The following is a 19,090-nucleotide window of genomic DNA, read 5'->3' on the forward strand; positions in this document are numbered from 1 at the left end:
CAATTTCTCCAGCTACTGTTTTTGAAATCTTCTATATGCCATAACATATAGTTTAGGTGAACATTTCATTAAATAAAAGCTTAATAATCCCTTTAATGATAAGTATTTTACCGCTTTGTAGAACGGGTATGATTTAATGTCTTTGAAAAAAATCTCTCGTTGTACTTTGATTTTATTGTCAATATTACTACCTAATTCAAACATTTTTCGGAGACACTTTATCTTTTCTCTTAAAAATTTCGCTTCAACATAATTAGCCAATTTGGCAGGAACCAAACTACTTACTTCATTAAAAATTGTTATAAAATCTAATGAGTTTTCGTTGAATTTCTGATTCATTGCGGAAGTTTTTACAATTCGATAAGTATATAAGGAAGAAGTCGTATCTACGACTATACGGTGCTCTTGACATAAGAGTTTACAATTAAAAAGTAAATCCTCACCAATTTTTAAGTTCTCATCAAACCTCAAGTTGCCAATTATACTTTTTTTATATAATTTTGTACAAACAATATTTTCCACTCTATTGCCTGATAAAAATTCTTTTAAAGAGTTATTGTTTTTAAAGACTTTATAAAAGTTTCGTCTTTTCTTCTTTCTATAATCTCTCTCATTCGAAATATCAAAATCTACTTCTGCTATATCAGCATTCTCAGTGATTAAATTTTTTAACATTATTTCAATCATATTCGGTGCTACAAAATCATCACTATCCACAAATGTTATGAATTCTCCTGTGGATTTATCTAGACCTAGGTTCCTTGCCGAAGAGACCCCTCCATTTTTTTTATGAAATACAAGTATGCGATTATCTTCTTGAGATAAATTATCACAAATTTCTCCACTATTATCAGTGGATCCATCATCAATTAGTATAACTTCTATCAATGGATGAGTCTGTTGTAGTACGGATTGCACACATTCTTTAAGGTATGCTTCTGAGTTGTATATAGGTATAATGATAGAAACAAGTATTCGTTTTTCCATTAACTTTTCCACCTTTTAAGTTGACTATAAAAATCCTTATTTTCTAAAATTCCTAACACTGTAAAAATAAAAACAATAAGCCAATTAGCTCCGTCAAGATCTTCAAGTGCAAAAAATGAGAATAAAGTTATAAGTGTTCCTACTATCTCATAATAAAAAGCTGATTGTTTAGCTTTCCTACCAATATTAGTAAAAATTAAAAGCAAACCTGGAACTATATTCATTAATCCCAGCAGGCCACTTTTGTAGAAATAGCCTATATACGTTGAATGCGACCCCAAAGGTAGATCACTATTTAACCATAACTCTTTAACTCCTTCTCCAAATAATAAAGAATTATTTATAACGATGTTTACTGTATCTTTATATAAAGAAAATCTGGATTCACTACTCCCGGATCGCAAATTAATTATACGATAATATATAGATAGTAAGTTATCAAAATATAACATCATTACTATTACTAGTAGAAACGGAAGTATGTACAATAAAAATTTTATAGTTTTCTTCTTTACGACAACTGTATTTAGAAGAAGAATAAACATCTGCGCCAATATAGCTACTATTCCAGCCCTGGAGCCCGATCCAATAGGTAAAATAAAGGTAAATAATAATACAACACCTATGGTCATAATTGAATAGTTTCTTAACTTCATATATATATATATATATAAGTTAGTTACCACTGTAATAGGAATTATAAGGTTTGAATATTCAAAAAATCCCATTGCTCTTTGAGTATGCATACCATTAATCCAGTCTGACCCAATCAAATCTCTACCAAAAATACTGATATTTTGAATATTATTATGCAAACAATAATAATATGTTCCCCCTAAAAAAAATAGGATTAACCCATTAAATAAAAATGCTTTTAATATTTTATCTAACTCCAAAGTTGTATTCTTATAATAATGATAAAAAGCCAATGATACTATACCGATAATCAACGAGTTAAAAGCTGCTAAAATTCTATCAAAATCAGGATTTTTAAACAAAGAATGTAGCAATATTGAAGTTAAATAAATAATATAAAATACAATGAAAAAAATTTCAGCCATATTTAAAAATTTCATTTTTTCATTATAACTACTACAAATAAGTAAAACTATTAATGCTAAAAGTAACAAAAGTTGCATTGGCTTTGAAAATAGGGTTAAAGCGAAAATTCCTCCTATTAACAAATACTTTGGATTGATAGTTAATTTCAATTTTTTTCTCCAACAAAATATATTTATTCAAATAGTTTAGAAAGTTCATTTTTGAAAGAGGAACAAAAATCATTGTTTTGTGATATTACTTTACTAGTAGATATATTTTTTTCCTTAATAATATTCTCTAATTCACTGATATTCAAAATATAATCTAATTCATATTTCAAGAATAACTCTTTCAAAAAATCCACCTGATGATTATTCACATGCTCTCCAAACTGTTCTTGTCTAGGAACCACAATAGTTTTTTTCCCTTTAGAAACTGCATTCATAAACGTCGCTGGACCGCCATGTGTGATAACAATCTCAGCTTCTTTCATGTAAGAGTTCATATCATCATATGAGAGAAATTTTGACCACTGACAATTCTGAGGTTCAAAGTCTGAGTAACCCGTTTGAATGAACACTTCTTGATCAATAGCACCTGTCCCTTTTAATCTATCAACTTCTTTAATAAGACGGTTGAACTGCTGTTCATGTGTCCCCACTGTGACAAAAATCATTAAAAAATTCCTCCTAAATTAATTGCCTTAGGATAAACTTTTTTCATTTCTTCCCACTGAACAATAAATTTATCTGTTACAGGATACACTAATTTTCCTGTCAAAGTTGGTTTATCTATCCTGTCGAAAACCTCTATATAAACGGTCTTACAACCAAATAACTTACCAATATAAAAGAATGGTACTGCTACAGCGGCACCAGATGATATGATAACATCTGGTCTTTCTTTTCTAAGGACCTTAAAAGCTAGAATAGTATTTTTTACCAAGTTTTTGACATTACGGTTTGTTGGAAAGAAGCAATGATATACAATCTCTTCTCTTAGAATACTCCTAGCATCTTCTTTATCAAAGGTTACCCAAAACCTATCTTCTTTTTCCCAAATGGGTTTCAAAAGGTTCAAGTGTGCTAGATGACCACCACTTGAACCAACCAGACAAATTTTCATTATATTCCTTTCAAACCTTACCTTTACTTAGCACCTGTCCCAAGTAAGACTACCTTTAGTGTTAGGAGAATAATCTTAATATCTGACCAAATAGACCATTCATTGATATATTGAACATCTAACTTTACGATTTCATCAAAATCAGTGATATTATTTCTACCAGATATTTGCCACAAACCAGTGATTCCTGGCTTAAAACTAAGGCGTCGCTTCTGCGTTGAATTATACTTTTCATATTCATCAACTGTGGGAGGGCGTGTTCCTACTAAACTCATGTCACCTTTTAAAACATTATAGAATTGAGGCAACTCATCTATGCTTGTTTTTCGAATAAATTTTCCTATTTTAGTAATTCTAGGATCATCGTCTAACTTAAACATTAGCCCTGTCATTTGATTGTGAACTAATAAATCTTTCTTAATTTGTTCTGCATCTACTCGCATTGATCTGAATTTATAGAATCTAAAAATCCTACCATTACGACCTACTCTATTTTGAGAAAAGATAGCCGGTCCACCATCTTTTCTGATTTGCGGAACTAGAAAAATTGCCACAATGCCACATATGAGCAAACCTATAATAGCACCCATGATATCCAAAAATCGTTTTGCTATAAGGTGACTATATTTATAGAATTTCATAGAATATGTAATAACACTATATCCTTCAAAAGTTTGGATTCGCTTTTCTCCTATATTATCAAAGCTAAGTGCCTCTACATTAACATTGACAATCACTCCCATTGCTTCAATGTCATTAATAATATCTTGTATTTGGTATTTACCAAATAATTCAATGGGTATGTTAATAAAAGCTTGATCAACAGTTAAGCAGGTTAACTCTGAAGTAAGAGCATCTTTGTTTATTATCCTTAACGAGTTATGTTTCAAATCATAACAATCCTTTTCAGAGGAGTCCAAGATACAGACAGCGATATAATTATGGTCGTATTTATTCTTAAAGGTCATTTTTGATAAAGAATCCTTATTCGTTATCAAAACAACTTTGGTATCTCGTGAAAACTTAGCGTAAGAATATTTTCGATAATATTTTAAAAATGAATTCAATAGATATAATAAAATCGAATTCATAGCAATAAAAGTAAAAAAGGAAAGCCGTGTCGTTGTAAAAGAGTTTTTAAAAATAAAAAATAATGAACTTGATATGAAAATATAGTAAAAGCTGTATTTCAATACCATTTTAAACTCTTCAAGATAGCCACGACTCCAAAAGTCTCTATAAAAATCAGAAAGATAAAAGACAATATAATGTATCAATAGAACAAACAATAAATCTTTATTGCTTTTAAAATTGGGAGTAATTAATGTTAATGTCAAACTTGCAGAAAAATAAACCACAACTGTTTGAATCATCGCTATAATAATCTTTTGTATATTTTCTTTTTCTTTCAATACAAGAGCCCCTTACTTCCTTTTTCTATCCCTTTTTCCGTAATTTCCATAATCGCCGTAATCGCCGTAAGTAGCAACAGATTCATTAACTTTATTAAGAATAATACCTAAGAACTTTGAACCACTTTGTTCCATCTGTTCTTTTGCTTTTTCAACATAATTACGTTTTATTCTGCCTGCTTGGGTTACTAAAATAAAACCATCACAAGCATTAGCGATTATTGCGGCATCAACAACTAAACCAATAGGTGGAGTATCGATGATAATATAATCAAATATATTTTTAATAGCTTCAATCATCTTATTAAAATAAGCGTTCTGAAGTAATGCTGTTGGATTTGGTGGTACTTTCCCTGAAGGAACGACCATCAGTCTAGGAACATTGGTTTCACAGATAATATCTCCAAGATCTGCATTACCTGATAAATAATTCGTCAAGCCTTTAATAGTTCCAGTTGCTTTAAAGGTTCCAGACATAACAGAGTTCCTAGTATCCGCATCAATTAATAATGTTTTAAATCCTGCTTGAGCTAAAGATAAAGCTAAACTTGTTGAAGTAGTGGATTTTCCTTCCCCTTCCCTAACAGAGGTAATTGCAAGAATTTTATTTTCCTTTCCACTAAACTGTATGTTTGTACGGATCGCATTGAAGTATTCTTCTGTTTTTTTTGCTTGTCTTAACTTGCTATCAACTATTTCTAAACGAGTCATTATATTCTCCTTAAAGTTTATTCAAATCTGGTACTATACCTAAAGAAGTAAGTCCTAGGACCTTTTCAATATCTTCTTCAGTATTAACACGATCATCCAAAATACCCATAATAACTAAAACAATAGTTGATAATCCTGCACCAACAATAAACCCGATTAGTACATTCTTTTTAATATTAGGAGAAGATGGTGCTTTAGGTAAATTTCCCTTCTCAAGAGTAGTGATATCCTCTACTTGAGTAACTGCCTTGATTTTTGAAACTGCTGCTTCTCTAACTGAATTTGCTAATTTTTGAGACATTTTTGGATTAGCATCTTCGACCGATATTGAAATAACACGTGTATCTTTTAAAATAGAAACTGTTATTTTTTGTAGCAACTGAGACGAAGGATAATTCAACTTTTCAGAAGAAATAACTTTTTCTAGAACGTCAGTAGACGTAATAATCTCCTTATAGTCATTTGCAAGAAAACTCCCCGCTTGTAGATCTTGTGCAGTAATACTATTATTAGGGGTATTAGGGTTAATGACATATATCCTTGTTGAAGAAGTATATTGTGGCGTAACAATAAAAAGACTATAGAAAAGTCCAGCTGTTGCAAATGCAATGGCAACAAATGTGATTAAAAATTTCTTTTTCCACAATTTTTTTAAAAGGTTGAATATATTTATTTCAACTTCTGTATTAGCTATTTTATTCATGAAATCTCCTAAATGTAATGGTTTTTTAATATAGATTGAGCATTTTCAATAAAAAGTTGGTTAGCACGTTCTTTACCGAAATCTCTACAGATAATCTTATAAGCTTCTGCTAAAAATGGCGGTCTAACATCAAGGTTATGCATATCACTCGCTACAAAATGCACTAAATTTTCCTCTAAAAAATAACGGGCTCTTTTCTTAAAGCGTTTATGCTTATCATTAAAAAGTTTTTGTTTCAAAATATGGGAACTATTTATTTGTGTGTAACACCCCATATTAATAATTTCCTTCACCCGTTCTTTTTGATTCTCTAAAGCGTTATACCTCTCTATATGCGCAACGACTGGTGTAATACCAAGCATTAAAACATTTGACAAAGCTGTATGAATATCTTTCCAAGAAGTTTGCATAGAAAATTCAATTAAAGCAAATTTCGTATTGTTTAAAGTTGGAATTTGCTTTAACTTCAGTTTTTCTAACATATCACTTGTATAGTACAATTCTCCACCATATAAGATTTGAAGATGTTCAAATCTTTTTTCCGCTTCGTGTTTAACTATAGAAAAGTTTTTGAATATAATATCTTCAGGTGTTTCAAACATACCTTTTCTTCTATGTGATGTCGAAACAATTATTCTAACACCTTGTCGATAACTTTCTTCTATTAAAGATAAACTCTCTTCAAGCGTTTTGGGCCCATCATCTACATCAAAAACGATATGAGAATGAATATCAATCATTCTTGTTATTCCTCCATTGTGTTCTTAATTTTTGATTTTGCATTAGATAAGCTAGATTGATCAATTGACATCATATAAAGTTGAGCTCCTGGCATTGCATATGAAGGAAGTTCGCCCGTTGAACCATGACCGGTTAATGCTTGTGACTCGACAGTGAAGCGTTGTCCAGTTGACAATTGATTGTTAATCAAATCATTAATATTATCAATAGTCATATTAGTTTGAACGGACGTTTGGAGCTGTGAGGTAATGCTATTTAATTTTGTTACTGACTGACTAGAAGCTAACTTATTTATAATAGCTGCAATCACTTTTTCTTGATTTCTACCTCTATCGTTATCGCCTCCTTGTAGAGAATAACGTTCTCTAACAAAGCCCAAAGCCTGCTCAGAATTCAATGTTACTTGACCAACAGGGAAGTCAAAATTACCATGTTTACTTGTAAAAGCTTGATCGTTATAAACTGTCACTCCTCCCAAGAGGTCTATTAATTTTAAAAATGATGAAAAATTAATTCTAGCATAATAATCAAGGTTGATGTCGTAAAGGTTTTCAAGTGTTTTCATTGATGTCTCAACGCCATACAAACCTGCATGGGTTAATTTATCATATTGATTGCCCCCACCATCTGGAATTTTTACATAGGCATCTCGTGGTGTTGTCGTTAACAATACTTTGTGGGTATTGGTATTAACCGTCATAATAATATTTACATCAGATCTTGATACTGTTGATATAGAGCCAAAAGTATCAATACCGCTAATATAGATATTAAATACCCCTTCTTTATGATTAGTATTTTTACGATTAATTTTTTTCTTAATTTTGTAAGTATAAATCGTTTTTATCTGCGATTTAAAATCAGGGGTGCTAAGTTCAATTAAGCTAACATAAGCATTATTTAAAACCATAGCCTGACTATCACCATTTTTAATTCTATTGTATGCATCCTGGTAAGAATCTGTTTTTTGTGGTGTAATAGAGATTCCTTTTTCTGATTTTATATGTTCTATCAAATCAGTAATATTTGAAGTATCGTTTTTAACTGGTGCGGCTAATTTGCTGACAGCTTCTATATTGGTTATCTTAGAATCTTTTGGTACAACTACACTCATCTCAATTTCAGAGTATGAAGCAGTTTTATTTAGATTATTTGTCAAATCAATGGTTGACTTAAATCCATATAAAGTAGTAGCAACGAAAATAGAAGCTAATACTAAAATTATAGTTGTAAAAATTCTAGCTTTATTCTTAATACAAAGAAATAAACTTGCTAAAATGATTAAAACAATTACAACTCCATAAATGACGTTCAGGTGTCTAAATGCCAAAAAATGGTGACGATACATAAGAAATAATGAGACTACACTTAACAAAATAAAAATCACCAAAAGAAATAAATTAATCACCCGTAGAGGTGTATGTGAGTGTTTCTTTTGTTGACGGCGCGAATGATTAGACATTGTAATTCTCCAATACTTAAAAAAACCTTAATTTTACTTGGATATTATATCATTTTTCAATACAATATTCAACGAAAGTAATATTGGAATAATCTGATTATATTAGCTAAATAACATTTTCAATTGATCTATATTGATAATTTAGCTGATCTAATTGAATTTATTTACATTCTAGTTTAAACTAGAGTTATGAGAATTCAACAATTACAATATGTTATTAAGATTGTAGAAACTGGTAGCATGAATGAAGCCGCTAAACAACTCTACATTACCCAACCTTCACTTTCAAACGCTGTTAGGAACCTTGAGACTGAGATGGGGATCCAAATTTTTATTCGAAATCCAAAAGGAATAACGTTAACAAAAGATGGTATGGAATTTCTGTCATATGCGCGACAAATTCTAGAACAAACAGCACTTCTTGAAGAGCGTTATAAGGGTGATAATACAAGTCGTGAGCTGTTCAGCGTTTCTTCACAACACTATGCATTTGTGGTTAACGCTTTTGTAGCTCTCTTTAATGGCACAGACATGACCCAATACGAACTTTTTTTACGTGAAACTAGGACTTGGGAAATTATTGATGATGTTAAAAATTTCCGTTCAGAGATTGGTGTTCTGTTTCTTAATAGCTATAATAGAGATGTATTAACCAAATTATTCGACGATAATTCCTTAATTGCCACAACTCTTTTTACTACTACACCTCATATTTTCGTGAGCAAATCCAATCCCTTAGCTAATAGAAAAAAATTAAGTATGAAGGATTTAGAAGATTATCCTTATCTGAGTTATGATCAAGGCCTGCATAATTCTTTCTACTTTTCTGAGGAAATGATGTCTCAAATTCCTCACCCAAAATCCATTGTTGTCAGTGATAGAGCAACTCTGTTTAATTTAATGATTGGATTAGATGGTTATACAGTGGCAACTGGTATCCTCAACTCAAAATTGAACGGTGACGAAATTGTCGCAATCCCTCTTGACGTGGATGATGTTATTGATATTGTCTATATCCGACACGACAAAGCAAACCTTTCAAAAATGGGACAAAAATTTATTGACTATTTATTAGAGGAAGTTTCGTTTAATCATAAAAATAAACAGTCCTGAGATTGTCTCAGAACTGTTTTTAAATTACTCAAGTATCTTTATAATAAGCTTGTTAACCGTATCGTAGTGAAAATTAACAGTATCATACTCAACACCAATTACCTTTGCCAAGAAGATAATCTGGTCTAAAAATGCTTGAGAAGAAAATTGAGTTGTACGATATAGTTCTTGCTCATCAAAAGGTTTAATCAGGTGAGCCAAAGGATTTCTGACTGATTTTTCGAACTGTCTTAATTGAATGATGGTCGATTTCACTTCTTCATCAAGGTCGGTTAATTGTAAACATTCTGCCAGGCTTTTAGAAGTCAAGCGACTATCGTGCCACCTTTCAGAGAATGCCAAAAGGACTGGGTGGTTTGACTCCTTTAATTCTTTAAACTTCCAAGTATCGTAGTGATCATCTCTTGCATTATGGATGTAATCATGCAAGTGAGGTACTTCTTGTGCAAGTAAAATCATAAATAGACGATATAAAATAGGACTAACACTACGGACAAAATCTATGATTAATCCGTTTTTTACTTTTGCTTCTAAATCCATGATGTAATTTGCCAGCAACTCTAAATCATACGGGTTATGCAAAAGCTTTATATTGTATTTTTCTTGTAATATAACAACTTGTTCTTGATGAGCAAAAAGAAAATCAATGTTTAACTCTCGACGCTCTTTCATCATTTCCAATAAAAATAATAAATCTGAGTTTAAAGGACCATGTTTTTGTAATAATAAGAAAGCATTATGATAAGAATACTGATCCACTAATACTTTAAGAGCAGTTGAAAAATCTGTCATTTCTATCCTCATTCAGAAATAAGTGTTTCGAGCCCAACTTTCATCATATCAGTAAATGTTGTTTGACGCTCTTCTGCACTTGTATCTTCTTCTGGATTATTCAAGTTATCTGAAATCGTCATCATAGCAAGAGCATTAACATTGTGTTGAGCTGCAAGATAGTAGAGAGCTGCTGCTTCCATCTCAATAGCATGAACACCTAGTTTACCCAAGGCCATATTACGATCTGGTTGGTTTGAATAAAACACGTCTGAAGATAATACACTGCCTACATGAGTTGTAATATCCATTTCCTTTGCGATGTGATAAGCTTTATCCAAAAGTTTAAAATCAGCAATTTGCGGAAAATCAAATTCAGGCCAATCATTACGGATAATATTAGAATTTGTTGCTGCTGCTTGTGCTAAAACAAGTTCACGAACATGGATATCAGGATTAATAGCACCTGCTGTTCCTACGCGAATCAATGTTTTAACCCCATAATCAACAATTAGTTCGCGAGCATAAATTGAAATTGAAGGCATACCCATACCAGTTCCCATAACAGAAACACGATGTCCTTTATAGGTACCTGTATAACCAAACATATTGCGAACTGTATTAAAACACACCGCATCTTCTAAAAAATTCTCGGCAATAAATTTCGCACGGAGTGGATCTCCTGGAAGTAAAATTTTATCTGCAATTTCACCTTGTTTTGCTTCAATATGGATTGACATATAAACTCCTCATTTTTCTTATAAAATAATCATAGGCAGTAGCAAAAAGTACTGCTATAGTTAAGGGAACAATAGTTATAACGGATTGACCAGTAAAAGATATGACTAAACCGACAGCTGTCAGTGGCGCTCTCATTGTAATAGCTAAAAAAATAGCTGCACCAACCAACATACTGGTTACTATCGATATGTGGGGAAGTAAAGGAATAGAAATACTAGCTAACAAAAAACCTAAACAAGCACCAATGGAAAAAGATGGTGTCAGTATACCGCCATAAGCACCAGCGTAAAGAGTGGATAATGTTGCTATCATCTTGAGAACAACTAAAATAGCGATTAAGCTAACTGTGGTCCCTTTAAAGACTTCTTGAACTAGGGCATTACCATTTCCTAAAATCTGGGGATAGACTATTGATAAAACAGATACTATCAATGACACTACTGGCAAACTTAACAATATTTTTATATTTTTAATACATCTCTCTGTCACTTTTTGATTTAAATATCTAAAGCTAATCGCAATCGGAGTTACACATAAAACGATCAAGAACATAAAAGCTAATGACTGTGAATTCAGACTCATCTTTGAAATATGATAAAGAGGGGCTGTCGAAATAACTAATTGAGCAATACTAGCTGCACCAAAAGTAGAGGCTAGCAATGTCACAATATTTTTCAGTGAGATTCCTAAAGCTAAAGTTTCAAAAGCAAAGAATACACTAGCTAGGGGTACTTGATAAACTGCTGACAAACCTGCAGCTGCACCACTAATGATTAATAAACGTTTATCCAGCACTTTAAGTGCTAATAAATCCGATATTTTCCCAGCATTTATGGCTCCAAACTCTCGTGGCGCTCCTTCTTTTCCAATAGGACCACCAGCTCCTACATAAATCAATTGCAAAAATGCGTGACCTATATGTAACCAGTAAGGTGATTTTTTTACAGAAGAATCCTTAAAAACAACCTGTTGTTTAATACTAGTTATTTGCTTTGGTTTGATTTGTAAGTAATACCAACTAAGGGATGCTAAAAAGGAGACTAAAGTAAGTGATAACACTCTTTTAATTGGTGTGACACTATTTAACAAAGACAGAGTATTTTCTCTACTATCACCAAATGCTAACCACTCTGTAAACATTAATACATAGTGCATTAAGATAGCTCCAACTCCTGCCATAACTGTCATAAATAGAACGGCTATCATAAACTTGACAGCATAGTATAATCGAGAAACCATTTTAAAGTTCAGCAACTAATGATTTAACTAATCCCTTGAAATCTTCTTTAATACGCTGAGTAACTTCAACGACCTCCTCATGATTGAGCTCAGATTGGAAACCAGCGGCAAAGTTAGTAATTGCTGAAATTCCTAACACTTTAAGCCCTGAGTGAGCTGCAACAATCACCTCTGGAACCGTGGACATACCTACCGCTTGTGCGCCCATTGTTTGGAATGCACGAATTTCTGCAGGTGTTTCATAAGTGGGTCCTGATACACCCAAGTACACACCTTCTTCGAGTTTGATATTCTGTTTTTCAGCAATTTGGTGAGCTTTTTGTCGATATGCTGCTGTATAAGCATCCGACATGTCTGGGAAACGTGGTCCAAATTCTTCAAGGTTCTCACCTATGAGAGGGTTAGTCCCAATCATATTGATGTGGTCTTTGATCAGCATTAAAGTTCCTGGTCCGTATCCAATCCCACCTGCTGCATTAGTCACAAGCACACTGTGGCAAGCCAATGCTCTCATGATACGTACTGGGAAAGTAACGACTTCCATTGTATTTCCTTCATAAAAGTGAAAACGACCTTGAAGCGCTAATACCTTACGGCCTGATAAATCCCCATACACTAATTTTCCAGCATGACCAACTACTGTTGACTGTCCCCAATTTGGGATGTCTGCATAATCCACAACAATGGGATTTTCGATTTCTTCAGCTAATTCTCCTAAACCAGAGCCTAAAATAAGGCCAAATTCTGGTGCTGTGACGCCTTTTGCTTGCAAAAAGTCTCTAGTCTCATTAATTTTTTCTAATAATGTCATTTACTTACCTCCTAAACCATTATTCACTATACAATATGCTATAAACTTTGGATAATCTGTCCATCTTCTTTAACAAAATCTTTTTCCATCTTTACAGGTGAAATGGTTAAAATTTCTTCACAGGGTCGGCAGAGTTTTGCACCTTTACTCGTAACAACTATGGGACGATTGATAAGAATAGGATCTTGTATCATCGCATCAATCATTTCTTCATCTGTAACGCTAGAAGATTCCAAATTGAATTTCTCATAAGCAGGAACATCTGTTCTTAGAAGTTCCCTCGCAGAAAGTTTCATTTCTAACAACAGTTCAACCAGTTCCATCCTGCTAGGTGGTGTTTTCAGATAATAAATAATTTCTGGTTCAATACCACAATGACGAATAATGGCAAGTACGTTCCTTGATGTCCCACAATTTGGGTTATGGTAAATCCTAATTTTTTCCATCATCTTCCTCTCAATTTTTAATGCTACAAGTGTCTTAAGGAAATAAAAATTTATACCAAGTCCTGCAAGAAGCTCTCTCCAATCATCGCAGTATCAACACCAAAGTTATCCGCAACTGTTGCTGAAATATCTGCGAAATGCCCTACTGGGATAAGGCCGTTTCCTGTGAAAGATGGGCTATAGGCTAAGAGAGGAATGTATTCTCTTGTATGGTCTGTGCCTGCATAAGTTGGGTCATTACCATGATCAGCAGTGATCAAAAGTAAGTCTTTGTCACGCATTGCTGAAATGATCTCTGGAAGACGCTCATCAAACTCATGAAGACAATCACGATAACCATGAGGATCACGACGGTGACCATAGAGAGCATCAAAGTCAACCAAATTAGTAAAGGAGAAGCCTTTTTCAAACTCTGATAACCCCATTGTTTTTATCAAAGTATCAATACCATGACTATTTGATTTGTTATGTCCCATATCATGATTAATGCCTGAACCATTGAAAATATCATTGATTTTACCAACAGCATAAGTATCGATGCCAGCTTGATCTAGTTTATTTAATACGGTATCTTCAAATGGTGATACTGCATAGTCGTGACGGTTGGCTGTACGCGTAAAGTTGCCTGGTTCACCTACATATGGACGAGCGATAATACGACCAAGGAGAGCTGGACGCTCCATTGTGATACTACGAGCATATTCACAAATACGGTAGAGTTCTTCTAGAGGAATGATATCCTCATGAGCTGCAATTTGTAGGACTGGGTCAGCTGAGGTATAGATGATGAGCTCACCAGTTTCCATTTGGCGTGGTCCGAAGTCATCAATAACAGCTGTCCCTGAATAAGGTTTATTCGCTTCACGAATAACTTTACGTCCTGAAAAATCCTCAATCTTTGTGATAATATCTTCTGGAAAACCATTCCAGAAAGTATCAAATGGCTCTGTAATATTTAAGCCCATGATCTCCCAATGCCCTGTCATTGTATCCTTACCAAGTGATACTTCTTGTAACTTCGTCGCGTAGCCACTTGGATTTTCTTCTGCAGGGACGGTCTTAAGCGCTTGGGGACGAGGAATATTACCAAGTCCGATTTTAGCCATGTTTGGCACCGCAAGTCCAACTGTTTTTGAAATGTGGCCAAGCGTGTCTGAAGCACCATCAGGAACTCCTGCATTGACAAAATCATTGGCATCTGGTGCCGCTCCAATACCCACTGAATCTAAGACAACTAAGTGAATGCGATCAAATTGTGACATTATATCTTCTTTCTAAGGAGGTTACGGTTAGCTCCTAAAACCGATTATTTAAATAACTATTTTTCAAGTATGTCAAGACCGTTTTTGCCTGCTACTATAACTTTATTAACCATACCATTAAATAAACCATGTTCAACAACACCAACTGTATGGTCAAGTTCATTCGCTAACTGCTTTGGATCCTCTATTTTTTTCAAATCTAGGTCGATAATGTAGTTCCCCATATCAGTGATAAAGCGGTCACCTTCTGTTTCACGGAAAGAAGGACAATAACCTTTTGATTTAAAAACCCGAAAAAGACGCTCAGAACCATATCTAACAACCTCAACAGGCAATTTAAATGCACCTAACGTTTCAACAAGTTTGCTCTCATCGACAACCCAGATATATTCTTTAGTTGGAGTAGCTACTATTTTTTCCATGAGCAGCGCACCACCGCCACCCTTGATACCATTAAAATCAGGGTCTACTTCATCTGCTCCATCCACAGTGACATCAATGACATCAATATCATCTGCTGATTTCAACGGAATACCTAATCCTCTTGCCTGCTCAGTCGTACGGTTTGACGTTGTAACGCCTACGACTTGCAATCCCTCTTCTTTGACACGGCGTCCAATTTCTTCAACAAAAAAATATGCTGTAGAACCTGTCCCTAAACCTACAATCATACCGTTTTTAACGTATTTTGCAGCGGTCACTCCAGCAAGTTTTTTTAGTTCGTCCATATTTTCCCCTTTTAAGTTAATGTTATCTAATATTTTTGATAAGTCTATTCAAAACACTATCTCAAGACACATTATACCATTTTTTAAGTGATTTTTGAAAACATTTTCTTTGTTCTTTATGCATTTTAGTTAGTAGCGATAGTCAAATTCTTTATTTTTAATAATCTATTGCTAACGCACTTATATCACCTAAAATAAGTGTTCAAACAAAAAAGATGAGTTTCTTAGCTCATCTTTTTATGCATATAAGTTTTTTAGCGTTTGAATATCAACTTCTTGAATGCCGTAATGCGAACCTTTTGACTGCATAACGGAATGTTGTTGATCATTATGTCCTAGACCTAAAGCATGTCCTAATTCATGTTCGGCCGTATTAACAATCCTAGTATGGTCATAACCAAACTGTTTATTCTTAAGGTAAAATGTGTTTAATTTAACTGTTACCTTTGAAATACGATTAGTTAAAGCATTTTTCTCGGTTTCAGCTACACCCGCAGCTTGTGTTTTAGCATCTGAGTAATCCTTAGCAATAATATCAGCATTAGGATTGTCTGTTGTTTGTAACACAAAAGCACCTGTTGCATTCCAATTGGAGATTGCTTGCTTATAAGCAGAGACCAACTCAGAATCTCTAGTTGCTATATAGATAGTTGCCTGATTTTTATCCCATCTGGTATTTTCTGAATGGTGAACGTTATCCGTAGCTAGATTAGTAAAGGAATTTTTGAGCTGATTAGTGTCAGCAAAATTTAAAAATGTTTTTCCTGTCTGAATAATGTCACTAAGTTGATTAGCAAATTCTGATTGACTGTGATTCGCATAGTAATACAAACCAAATAAAATAATCGCAATAACAAGAACTGTCTTGAATATTCCCAAAATGATATTCCAAATCAATCTAAAGATAAACTTTGGAATAGCAAATATTATTCTAAATAGTGTTCTCATTTTTTATCTCACCTTCTGTGTCTAATTTCCCAAAACTTAATGATTTAGTATAACAAGACTTTACTTGGATTTCAACGATTTAGCTAATACTACGAAAGGCGCTCTTCTTTGACATAATCAATAGGGAGCCATTCTAAGACTTTTTCTAATTGTTGATTCCAGTAATACCATTCATGTTTACCATGATCATTGGAATAGTCAATAGTTAAACCTAATTGACGAAGTTCATCAATTGCGACTTCATTAGCTTCAAAAAGAAAATCTTCATAACCACACCATGCATAAAATTTAGTCTTCATATCAAAAGACTCAACGTAACGCCTTAGTGAATGACGCTCTATGTTATCAGTGTTATTCAAATCACCAAAAATTCCCGACCAATAGTTAATGTTATCGTTGCCATTATTGAATAATAGATCAAAGTCAAAAGAAAGTGCACCTGACAAAGAGGCGGCATGAGAAAAACGATTAGTCAGTAGAGCTATTTTATATGCTCCATATCCCCCCATAGATAATCCGGCAATGAAATTTTTCTCTCTCTTATCAGACATATTAGGAAAGAAACGTTTCAAAACTTTTGGTAACTCGATAGCTATTGCATCAAAATAATCCAACCCATACTTTGTGTTGGTATACCATGCTAAGTCTGTTGATGGCATCACGACGATAAGATTAGTATGACGTAAAAGACGCTCTATATTTGTGCGTTTTTGCCAAGAATTCTCATTTCCCCCCATTCCATGGAGAAGATACAAAACAGGAATGTCACAATCATCAATTTTATCATCAGACATCTCAAAAGCATCTGGGTAAATAACATTGACTTGACGTTCCGTTCCTAGTACCTTAGAGTGATATTCAATATTAAAAAATGCCATAAAAACCTCCATTCTAGCAAGAAAGGCTACCAAAATTTGGTAACCTCTTAACACTATCAACGAACTTCCATAACCACAGGAAGGATTGCTGGGCGACGTTTCGTTTGGTCAAATAAGAACTTGCTGACCTCATCACGCACTTTCCCTTTAAGTTCACCCCAGTCAAATGTATCTTTACTTAAGTAATCTTCTACCGTTGTATTAACTAATTCTGCGCTCTCACGCAAAATATCTCTGCTTTTTTTCACATACACAAAACCACGCGTATTAACACGAGCTTTAGAAATAATTTTCTTTTCTTTTTTGCTGACAGTTATAACAACAATAAAAATTCCATCTTCAGATAATACCTTACGGTCACGAAGTACAATATTACCAACGTCACCAATAGCATTTCCATCAATCATAACATCTCCAGCAGGAACAGATCCACTATGGAAGAAGCCATCTTTTTCAAGAACCATGATGTCACCACGCTTCACAATATAAATATCATCTGCTGACATTCCTACCTCTTGAGCTAAGCCCGCATGTGCTGACAAATCCCTATACTCTCCTTGAATTGGGAAAAGGTATTTAGGTTTCAATAGATTCATTAATAATTGTAATTCGCGACCATTTGCATGACCTGATACGCGCAAATTCTGTGTTATCAATTTAACTGAGCCACCAGCTTTATAAATCAGATTTTCAACACGCGCTACAACTGCCTCTTTTGCAATACTTGGTGTTGTTACGATAAATACTAAATCACCATCTTTAATTTGAACATAACGATGACGTCCGATCGCCATTTTTTGGAGACCATTTATCGGCTCTCCCATACGTCCAGTTTCAAGGATTAATAATTCGTTATCTTCATAACGTGTCATATCTTTAGGTTTGATAATCATATTTTCATCAGCAATATGAATGCGTTTCATACGAATGGCCGTACGAACAATATTTTCAATATCAAAACCCGTTAAAACTACTCGACGACCGTTTTCTGCCGCTGCATCAAAGACTTGTTGAATACGAATGAGATTACTTGCAACTGCCGCTACGATGACTCTACCTTCTGCGTCTTCAATAACGCTCTTAATTTCATCACCGACCTCATATTCGCTAGCAACTTGCTCATTGCTTGTAGCATTTGCAGAATCTGATAAAAGTGCTAAAACACCATCACGACCAATTTCAGCTAAACGCGCCAGATCTGTTTGGTAATATTTCCTTGCAGCTTGATCAAATTTAAAGTCACCTGTGTAAACGATATTTCCCTCTTTTGTCCCAATAACAATTCCCATTGACTCTGGAATTGAATGAGTCGTTTTAAAGAACGAAATCACCGCATCTTGAAATTCAATTTCCGTTTCACTATCAATCACATGGAAATTATTGAATTTCTTGACTGCTGTACTATTTTTAACGAATAACTTAGCTAATTCAATTGTGAGAGGTGAACCAAACACAGGTGCTTTGACTTCGGCGATAATATAAGGCAATGCACCAATAGCATCCGCATGTCCATGGGTTAAGAAAATCCCCTGAACACGTTTTTTATTTTCAATTAAGTAATCAAGATTTGGAATAACAACATCAACACCCAGTTGTTCATTTTCAGGATATTTGAGTCCAGCATCCAAAACAAAGATAGAATCATTGACTTCTACTACATATAGGTTTTTTCCGTTTTCACGAACACCTCCAAGAGCCATGATTTTTATGTCGCTCATAATGAGTTTTCTCCTTAAATTTTGTTAATTCTTTTTTATAAAGCAGACAAGAAATTGTCCAATTATTATCATTAGTAATTGATTTATCGGTAACTTTTCTTGGGTTTGAAGAAAAACCTTATTAATCAATAATAGGAATATGAATTAAAGAGTGTGTCCTTATTTTCATTCCATTTGTACTTACGGTCCTTGTCTCTACAAGTCGATTTACAGCATTATTAGTATATCATATTTTGAAAATAATTTCTTGCAA

Annotated in this window: 20 protein-coding genes; 1 reads left to right on the forward strand and 19 read right to left on the reverse strand. The window is 33.7% G+C overall.

Going from position 1 to position 19,090, the window contains the following annotated elements; translation table 11 throughout:
* Positions 1-12 precede the first annotated feature (12 nt).
* From QOR44_RS05825 to cpsA, 9 genes are read right to left on the reverse strand one after another with little or no spacing between them, the layout of a single operon-like run.
* Positions 13-987 carry a glycosyltransferase family 2 protein gene (locus tag QOR44_RS05825; RefSeq protein WP_000415346.1) on the reverse strand — a complete coding sequence of 325 codons (975 nt, stop codon included), beginning with the start codon at positions 985-987 and terminating at the stop codon, positions 13-15.
* On the reverse strand, positions 987-2,198 hold the full coding sequence (locus tag QOR44_RS05830) for an O-antigen ligase family protein (RefSeq protein WP_000778889.1): 1,212 nt from the start codon (positions 2,196-2,198) through the stop codon (positions 987-989). Before QOR44_RS05830 ends, QOR44_RS05825 begins: the two co-directional genes overlap by 1 nt.
* 23 nt (positions 2,199-2,221) lie before the next feature.
* Positions 2,222-2,704 (reverse strand): glycosyltransferase, encoded by a 483-nt coding sequence (locus QOR44_RS05835; protein ID WP_000578442.1) that lies wholly within the window; start codon positions 2,702-2,704, stop codon positions 2,222-2,224.
* Positions 2,704-3,153 (reverse strand): PssD/Cps14F family polysaccharide biosynthesis glycosyltransferase, encoded by a 450-nt coding sequence (pssD, locus tag QOR44_RS05840; RefSeq protein ID WP_000686634.1) that lies wholly within the window; start codon positions 3,151-3,153, stop codon positions 2,704-2,706. The genes QOR44_RS05835 and pssD overlap by 1 nt, the downstream gene beginning before the upstream one ends.
* Positions 3,154-3,176: 23 nt before the next feature.
* Positions 3,177-4,565, reverse strand: coding sequence for a sugar transferase (locus QOR44_RS05845; RefSeq protein WP_000659576.1), 1,389 nt, complete (start codon positions 4,563-4,565; stop codon positions 3,177-3,179).
* Between the two features lie 12 nt (positions 4,566-4,577).
* Positions 4,578-5,276: a tyrosine-protein kinase gene (locus QOR44_RS05850; protein ID WP_000197412.1), complete on the reverse strand. Its 699-nt coding sequence runs from the start codon at positions 5,274-5,276 to the stop codon at positions 4,578-4,580.
* A 10-nt stretch (positions 5,277-5,286) separates the two neighbouring features.
* A complete protein-coding gene (locus tag QOR44_RS05855; protein ID WP_001033073.1) occupies positions 5,287-5,979 on the reverse strand; it encodes a Wzz/FepE/Etk N-terminal domain-containing protein in 693 nt (230 codons plus the stop codon).
* Positions 5,980-5,987: 8 nt separating this feature from the next.
* On the reverse strand, positions 5,988-6,719 hold the full coding sequence (gene cps4B / locus QOR44_RS05860) for a capsular polysaccharide biosynthesis protein Cps4B (RefSeq protein WP_000565383.1): 732 nt from the start codon (positions 6,717-6,719) through the stop codon (positions 5,988-5,990).
* 5 nt (positions 6,720-6,724) lie between these two features.
* A complete protein-coding gene (gene cpsA, locus QOR44_RS05865; protein ID WP_000064998.1) occupies positions 6,725-8,182 on the reverse strand; it encodes an LCP family glycopolymer transferase CpsA in 1,458 nt (485 codons plus the stop codon).
* Between the two features lie 189 nt (positions 8,183-8,371).
* Here cpsA and QOR44_RS05870 point away from each other — a divergent pair, with 189 nt between their 5' ends.
* Positions 8,372-9,295, forward strand: a complete 924-nt coding sequence (locus tag QOR44_RS05870) for a LysR family transcriptional regulator (RefSeq protein ID WP_001222599.1) — start codon at positions 8,372-8,374, stop codon at positions 9,293-9,295.
* Between the two features lie 24 nt (positions 9,296-9,319).
* Here the strand turns inward: QOR44_RS05870 and QOR44_RS05875 are convergent, their stop codons facing one another.
* The 10 genes from QOR44_RS05875 to QOR44_RS05920 all read right to left on the reverse strand — a co-directional run bounded on the left by QOR44_RS05875 (position 9,320) and on the right by QOR44_RS05920 (position 18,837).
* A complete protein-coding gene (locus tag QOR44_RS05875) occupies positions 9,320-10,087 on the reverse strand; it encodes a hypothetical protein (protein WP_000129264.1) in 768 nt (255 codons plus the stop codon).
* An 8-nt stretch (positions 10,088-10,095) separates the two neighbouring features.
* Positions 10,096-10,806, reverse strand: a complete 711-nt coding sequence (gene deoD / locus QOR44_RS05880; RefSeq protein WP_000022113.1) for a purine-nucleoside phosphorylase — start codon at positions 10,804-10,806, stop codon at positions 10,096-10,098.
* Positions 10,790-12,046: a chloride channel protein gene (locus QOR44_RS05885; protein ID WP_283572682.1), complete on the reverse strand. Its 1,257-nt coding sequence runs from the start codon at positions 12,044-12,046 to the stop codon at positions 10,790-10,792. Before QOR44_RS05885 ends, deoD begins: the two co-directional genes overlap by 17 nt.
* Position 12,047: 1 nt before the next feature.
* Entirely contained in the window at positions 12,048-12,857 is an 810-nt protein-coding gene (locus QOR44_RS05890) for a purine-nucleoside phosphorylase (RefSeq protein WP_000173381.1), read from the reverse strand.
* A 38-nt stretch (positions 12,858-12,895) separates the two neighbouring features.
* The gene (gene arsC / locus QOR44_RS05895; protein WP_000411551.1) at positions 12,896-13,303 is read right to left on the reverse strand and encodes an arsenate reductase (glutaredoxin); all 408 of its coding nucleotides are present in this window, start codon (positions 13,301-13,303) and stop codon (positions 12,896-12,898) included.
* A gap of 50 nt (positions 13,304-13,353) precedes the next feature.
* The gene (locus QOR44_RS05900) at positions 13,354-14,565 is read right to left on the reverse strand and encodes a phosphopentomutase (RefSeq protein ID WP_000077187.1); all 1,212 of its coding nucleotides are present in this window, start codon (positions 14,563-14,565) and stop codon (positions 13,354-13,356) included.
* Between the two features lie 56 nt (positions 14,566-14,621).
* A complete protein-coding gene (gene rpiA, locus QOR44_RS05905; protein WP_000343882.1) occupies positions 14,622-15,293 on the reverse strand; it encodes a ribose-5-phosphate isomerase RpiA in 672 nt (223 codons plus the stop codon).
* A 237-nt stretch (positions 15,294-15,530) separates the two neighbouring features.
* Positions 15,531-16,241: a matrixin family metalloprotease gene (locus tag QOR44_RS05910; protein WP_001259480.1), complete on the reverse strand. Its 711-nt coding sequence runs from the start codon at positions 16,239-16,241 to the stop codon at positions 15,531-15,533.
* Positions 16,242-16,330: 89 nt separating this feature from the next.
* Positions 16,331-17,119, reverse strand: a complete 789-nt coding sequence (locus QOR44_RS05915) for an alpha/beta hydrolase (protein WP_000863790.1) — start codon at positions 17,117-17,119, stop codon at positions 16,331-16,333.
* A gap of 56 nt (positions 17,120-17,175) precedes the next feature.
* Positions 17,176-18,837, reverse strand: coding sequence for a ribonuclease J (locus QOR44_RS05920; protein WP_001280077.1), 1,662 nt, complete (start codon positions 18,835-18,837; stop codon positions 17,176-17,178).
* Positions 18,838-19,090 lie beyond the last annotated feature (253 nt).

Origin of the sequence: Streptococcus agalactiae (genome assembly GCF_949788565.1) — a bacterium.
Lineage (GTDB): Bacteria > Bacillota > Bacilli > Lactobacillales > Streptococcaceae > Streptococcus > Streptococcus agalactiae.

Excerpts from the sequence above, each read along its gene's own strand:
- QOR44_RS05825 (WP_000415346.1), bottom strand. The coding sequence starts at position 987 with ATGGAAAAACGAATACTTGTTTCTATCATTATACCTATATACAACTCA.
- QOR44_RS05835 (WP_000578442.1), bottom strand. The coding sequence starts at position 2,704 with ATGATTTTTGTCACAGTGGGGACACATGAACAGCAGTTCAACCGTCTT.
- pssD (WP_000686634.1), bottom strand. The coding sequence starts at position 3,153 with ATGAAAATTTGTCTGGTTGGTTCAAGTGGTGGTCATCTAGCACACTTG.
- QOR44_RS05850 (WP_000197412.1), bottom strand. The coding sequence starts at position 5,276 with ATGACTCGTTTAGAAATAGTTGATAGCAAGTTAAGACAAGCAAAAAAA.
- QOR44_RS05855 (WP_001033073.1), bottom strand. The coding sequence starts at position 5,979 with ATGAATAAAATAGCTAATACAGAAGTTGAAATAAATATATTCAACCTT.
- cps4B (WP_000565383.1), bottom strand. The coding sequence starts at position 6,719 with ATGATTGATATTCATTCTCATATCGTTTTTGATGTAGATGATGGGCCC.
- cpsA (WP_000064998.1), bottom strand. The coding sequence starts at position 8,182 with ATGTCTAATCATTCGCGCCGTCAACAAAAGAAACACTCACATACACCT.
- QOR44_RS05870 (WP_001222599.1), top strand. The coding sequence starts at position 8,372 with ATGAGAATTCAACAATTACAATATGTTATTAAGATTGTAGAAACTGGT.
- QOR44_RS05875 (WP_000129264.1), bottom strand. The coding sequence starts at position 10,087 with ATGACAGATTTTTCAACTGCTCTTAAAGTATTAGTGGATCAGTATTCT.
- deoD (WP_000022113.1), bottom strand. The coding sequence starts at position 10,806 with ATGTCAATCCATATTGAAGCAAAACAAGGTGAAATTGCAGATAAAATT.
- QOR44_RS05885 (WP_283572682.1), bottom strand. The coding sequence starts at position 12,046 with ATGGTTTCTCGATTATACTATGCTGTCAAGTTTATGATAGCCGTTCTA.
- QOR44_RS05890 (WP_000173381.1), bottom strand. The coding sequence starts at position 12,857 with ATGACATTATTAGAAAAAATTAATGAGACTAGAGACTTTTTGCAAGCA.
- arsC (WP_000411551.1), bottom strand. The coding sequence starts at position 13,303 with ATGGAAAAAATTAGGATTTACCATAACCCAAATTGTGGGACATCAAGG.
- QOR44_RS05900 (WP_000077187.1), bottom strand. The coding sequence starts at position 14,565 with ATGTCACAATTTGATCGCATTCACTTAGTTGTCTTAGATTCAGTGGGT.
- rpiA (WP_000343882.1), bottom strand. The coding sequence starts at position 15,293 with ATGGACGAACTAAAAAAACTTGCTGGAGTGACCGCTGCAAAATACGTT.
- QOR44_RS05910 (WP_001259480.1), bottom strand. The coding sequence starts at position 16,241 with ATGAGAACACTATTTAGAATAATATTTGCTATTCCAAAGTTTATCTTT.
- QOR44_RS05915 (WP_000863790.1), bottom strand. The coding sequence starts at position 17,119 with ATGGCATTTTTTAATATTGAATATCACTCTAAGGTACTAGGAACGGAA.
- QOR44_RS05920 (WP_001280077.1), bottom strand. The coding sequence starts at position 18,837 with ATGAGCGACATAAAAATCATGGCTCTTGGAGGTGTTCGTGAAAACGGA.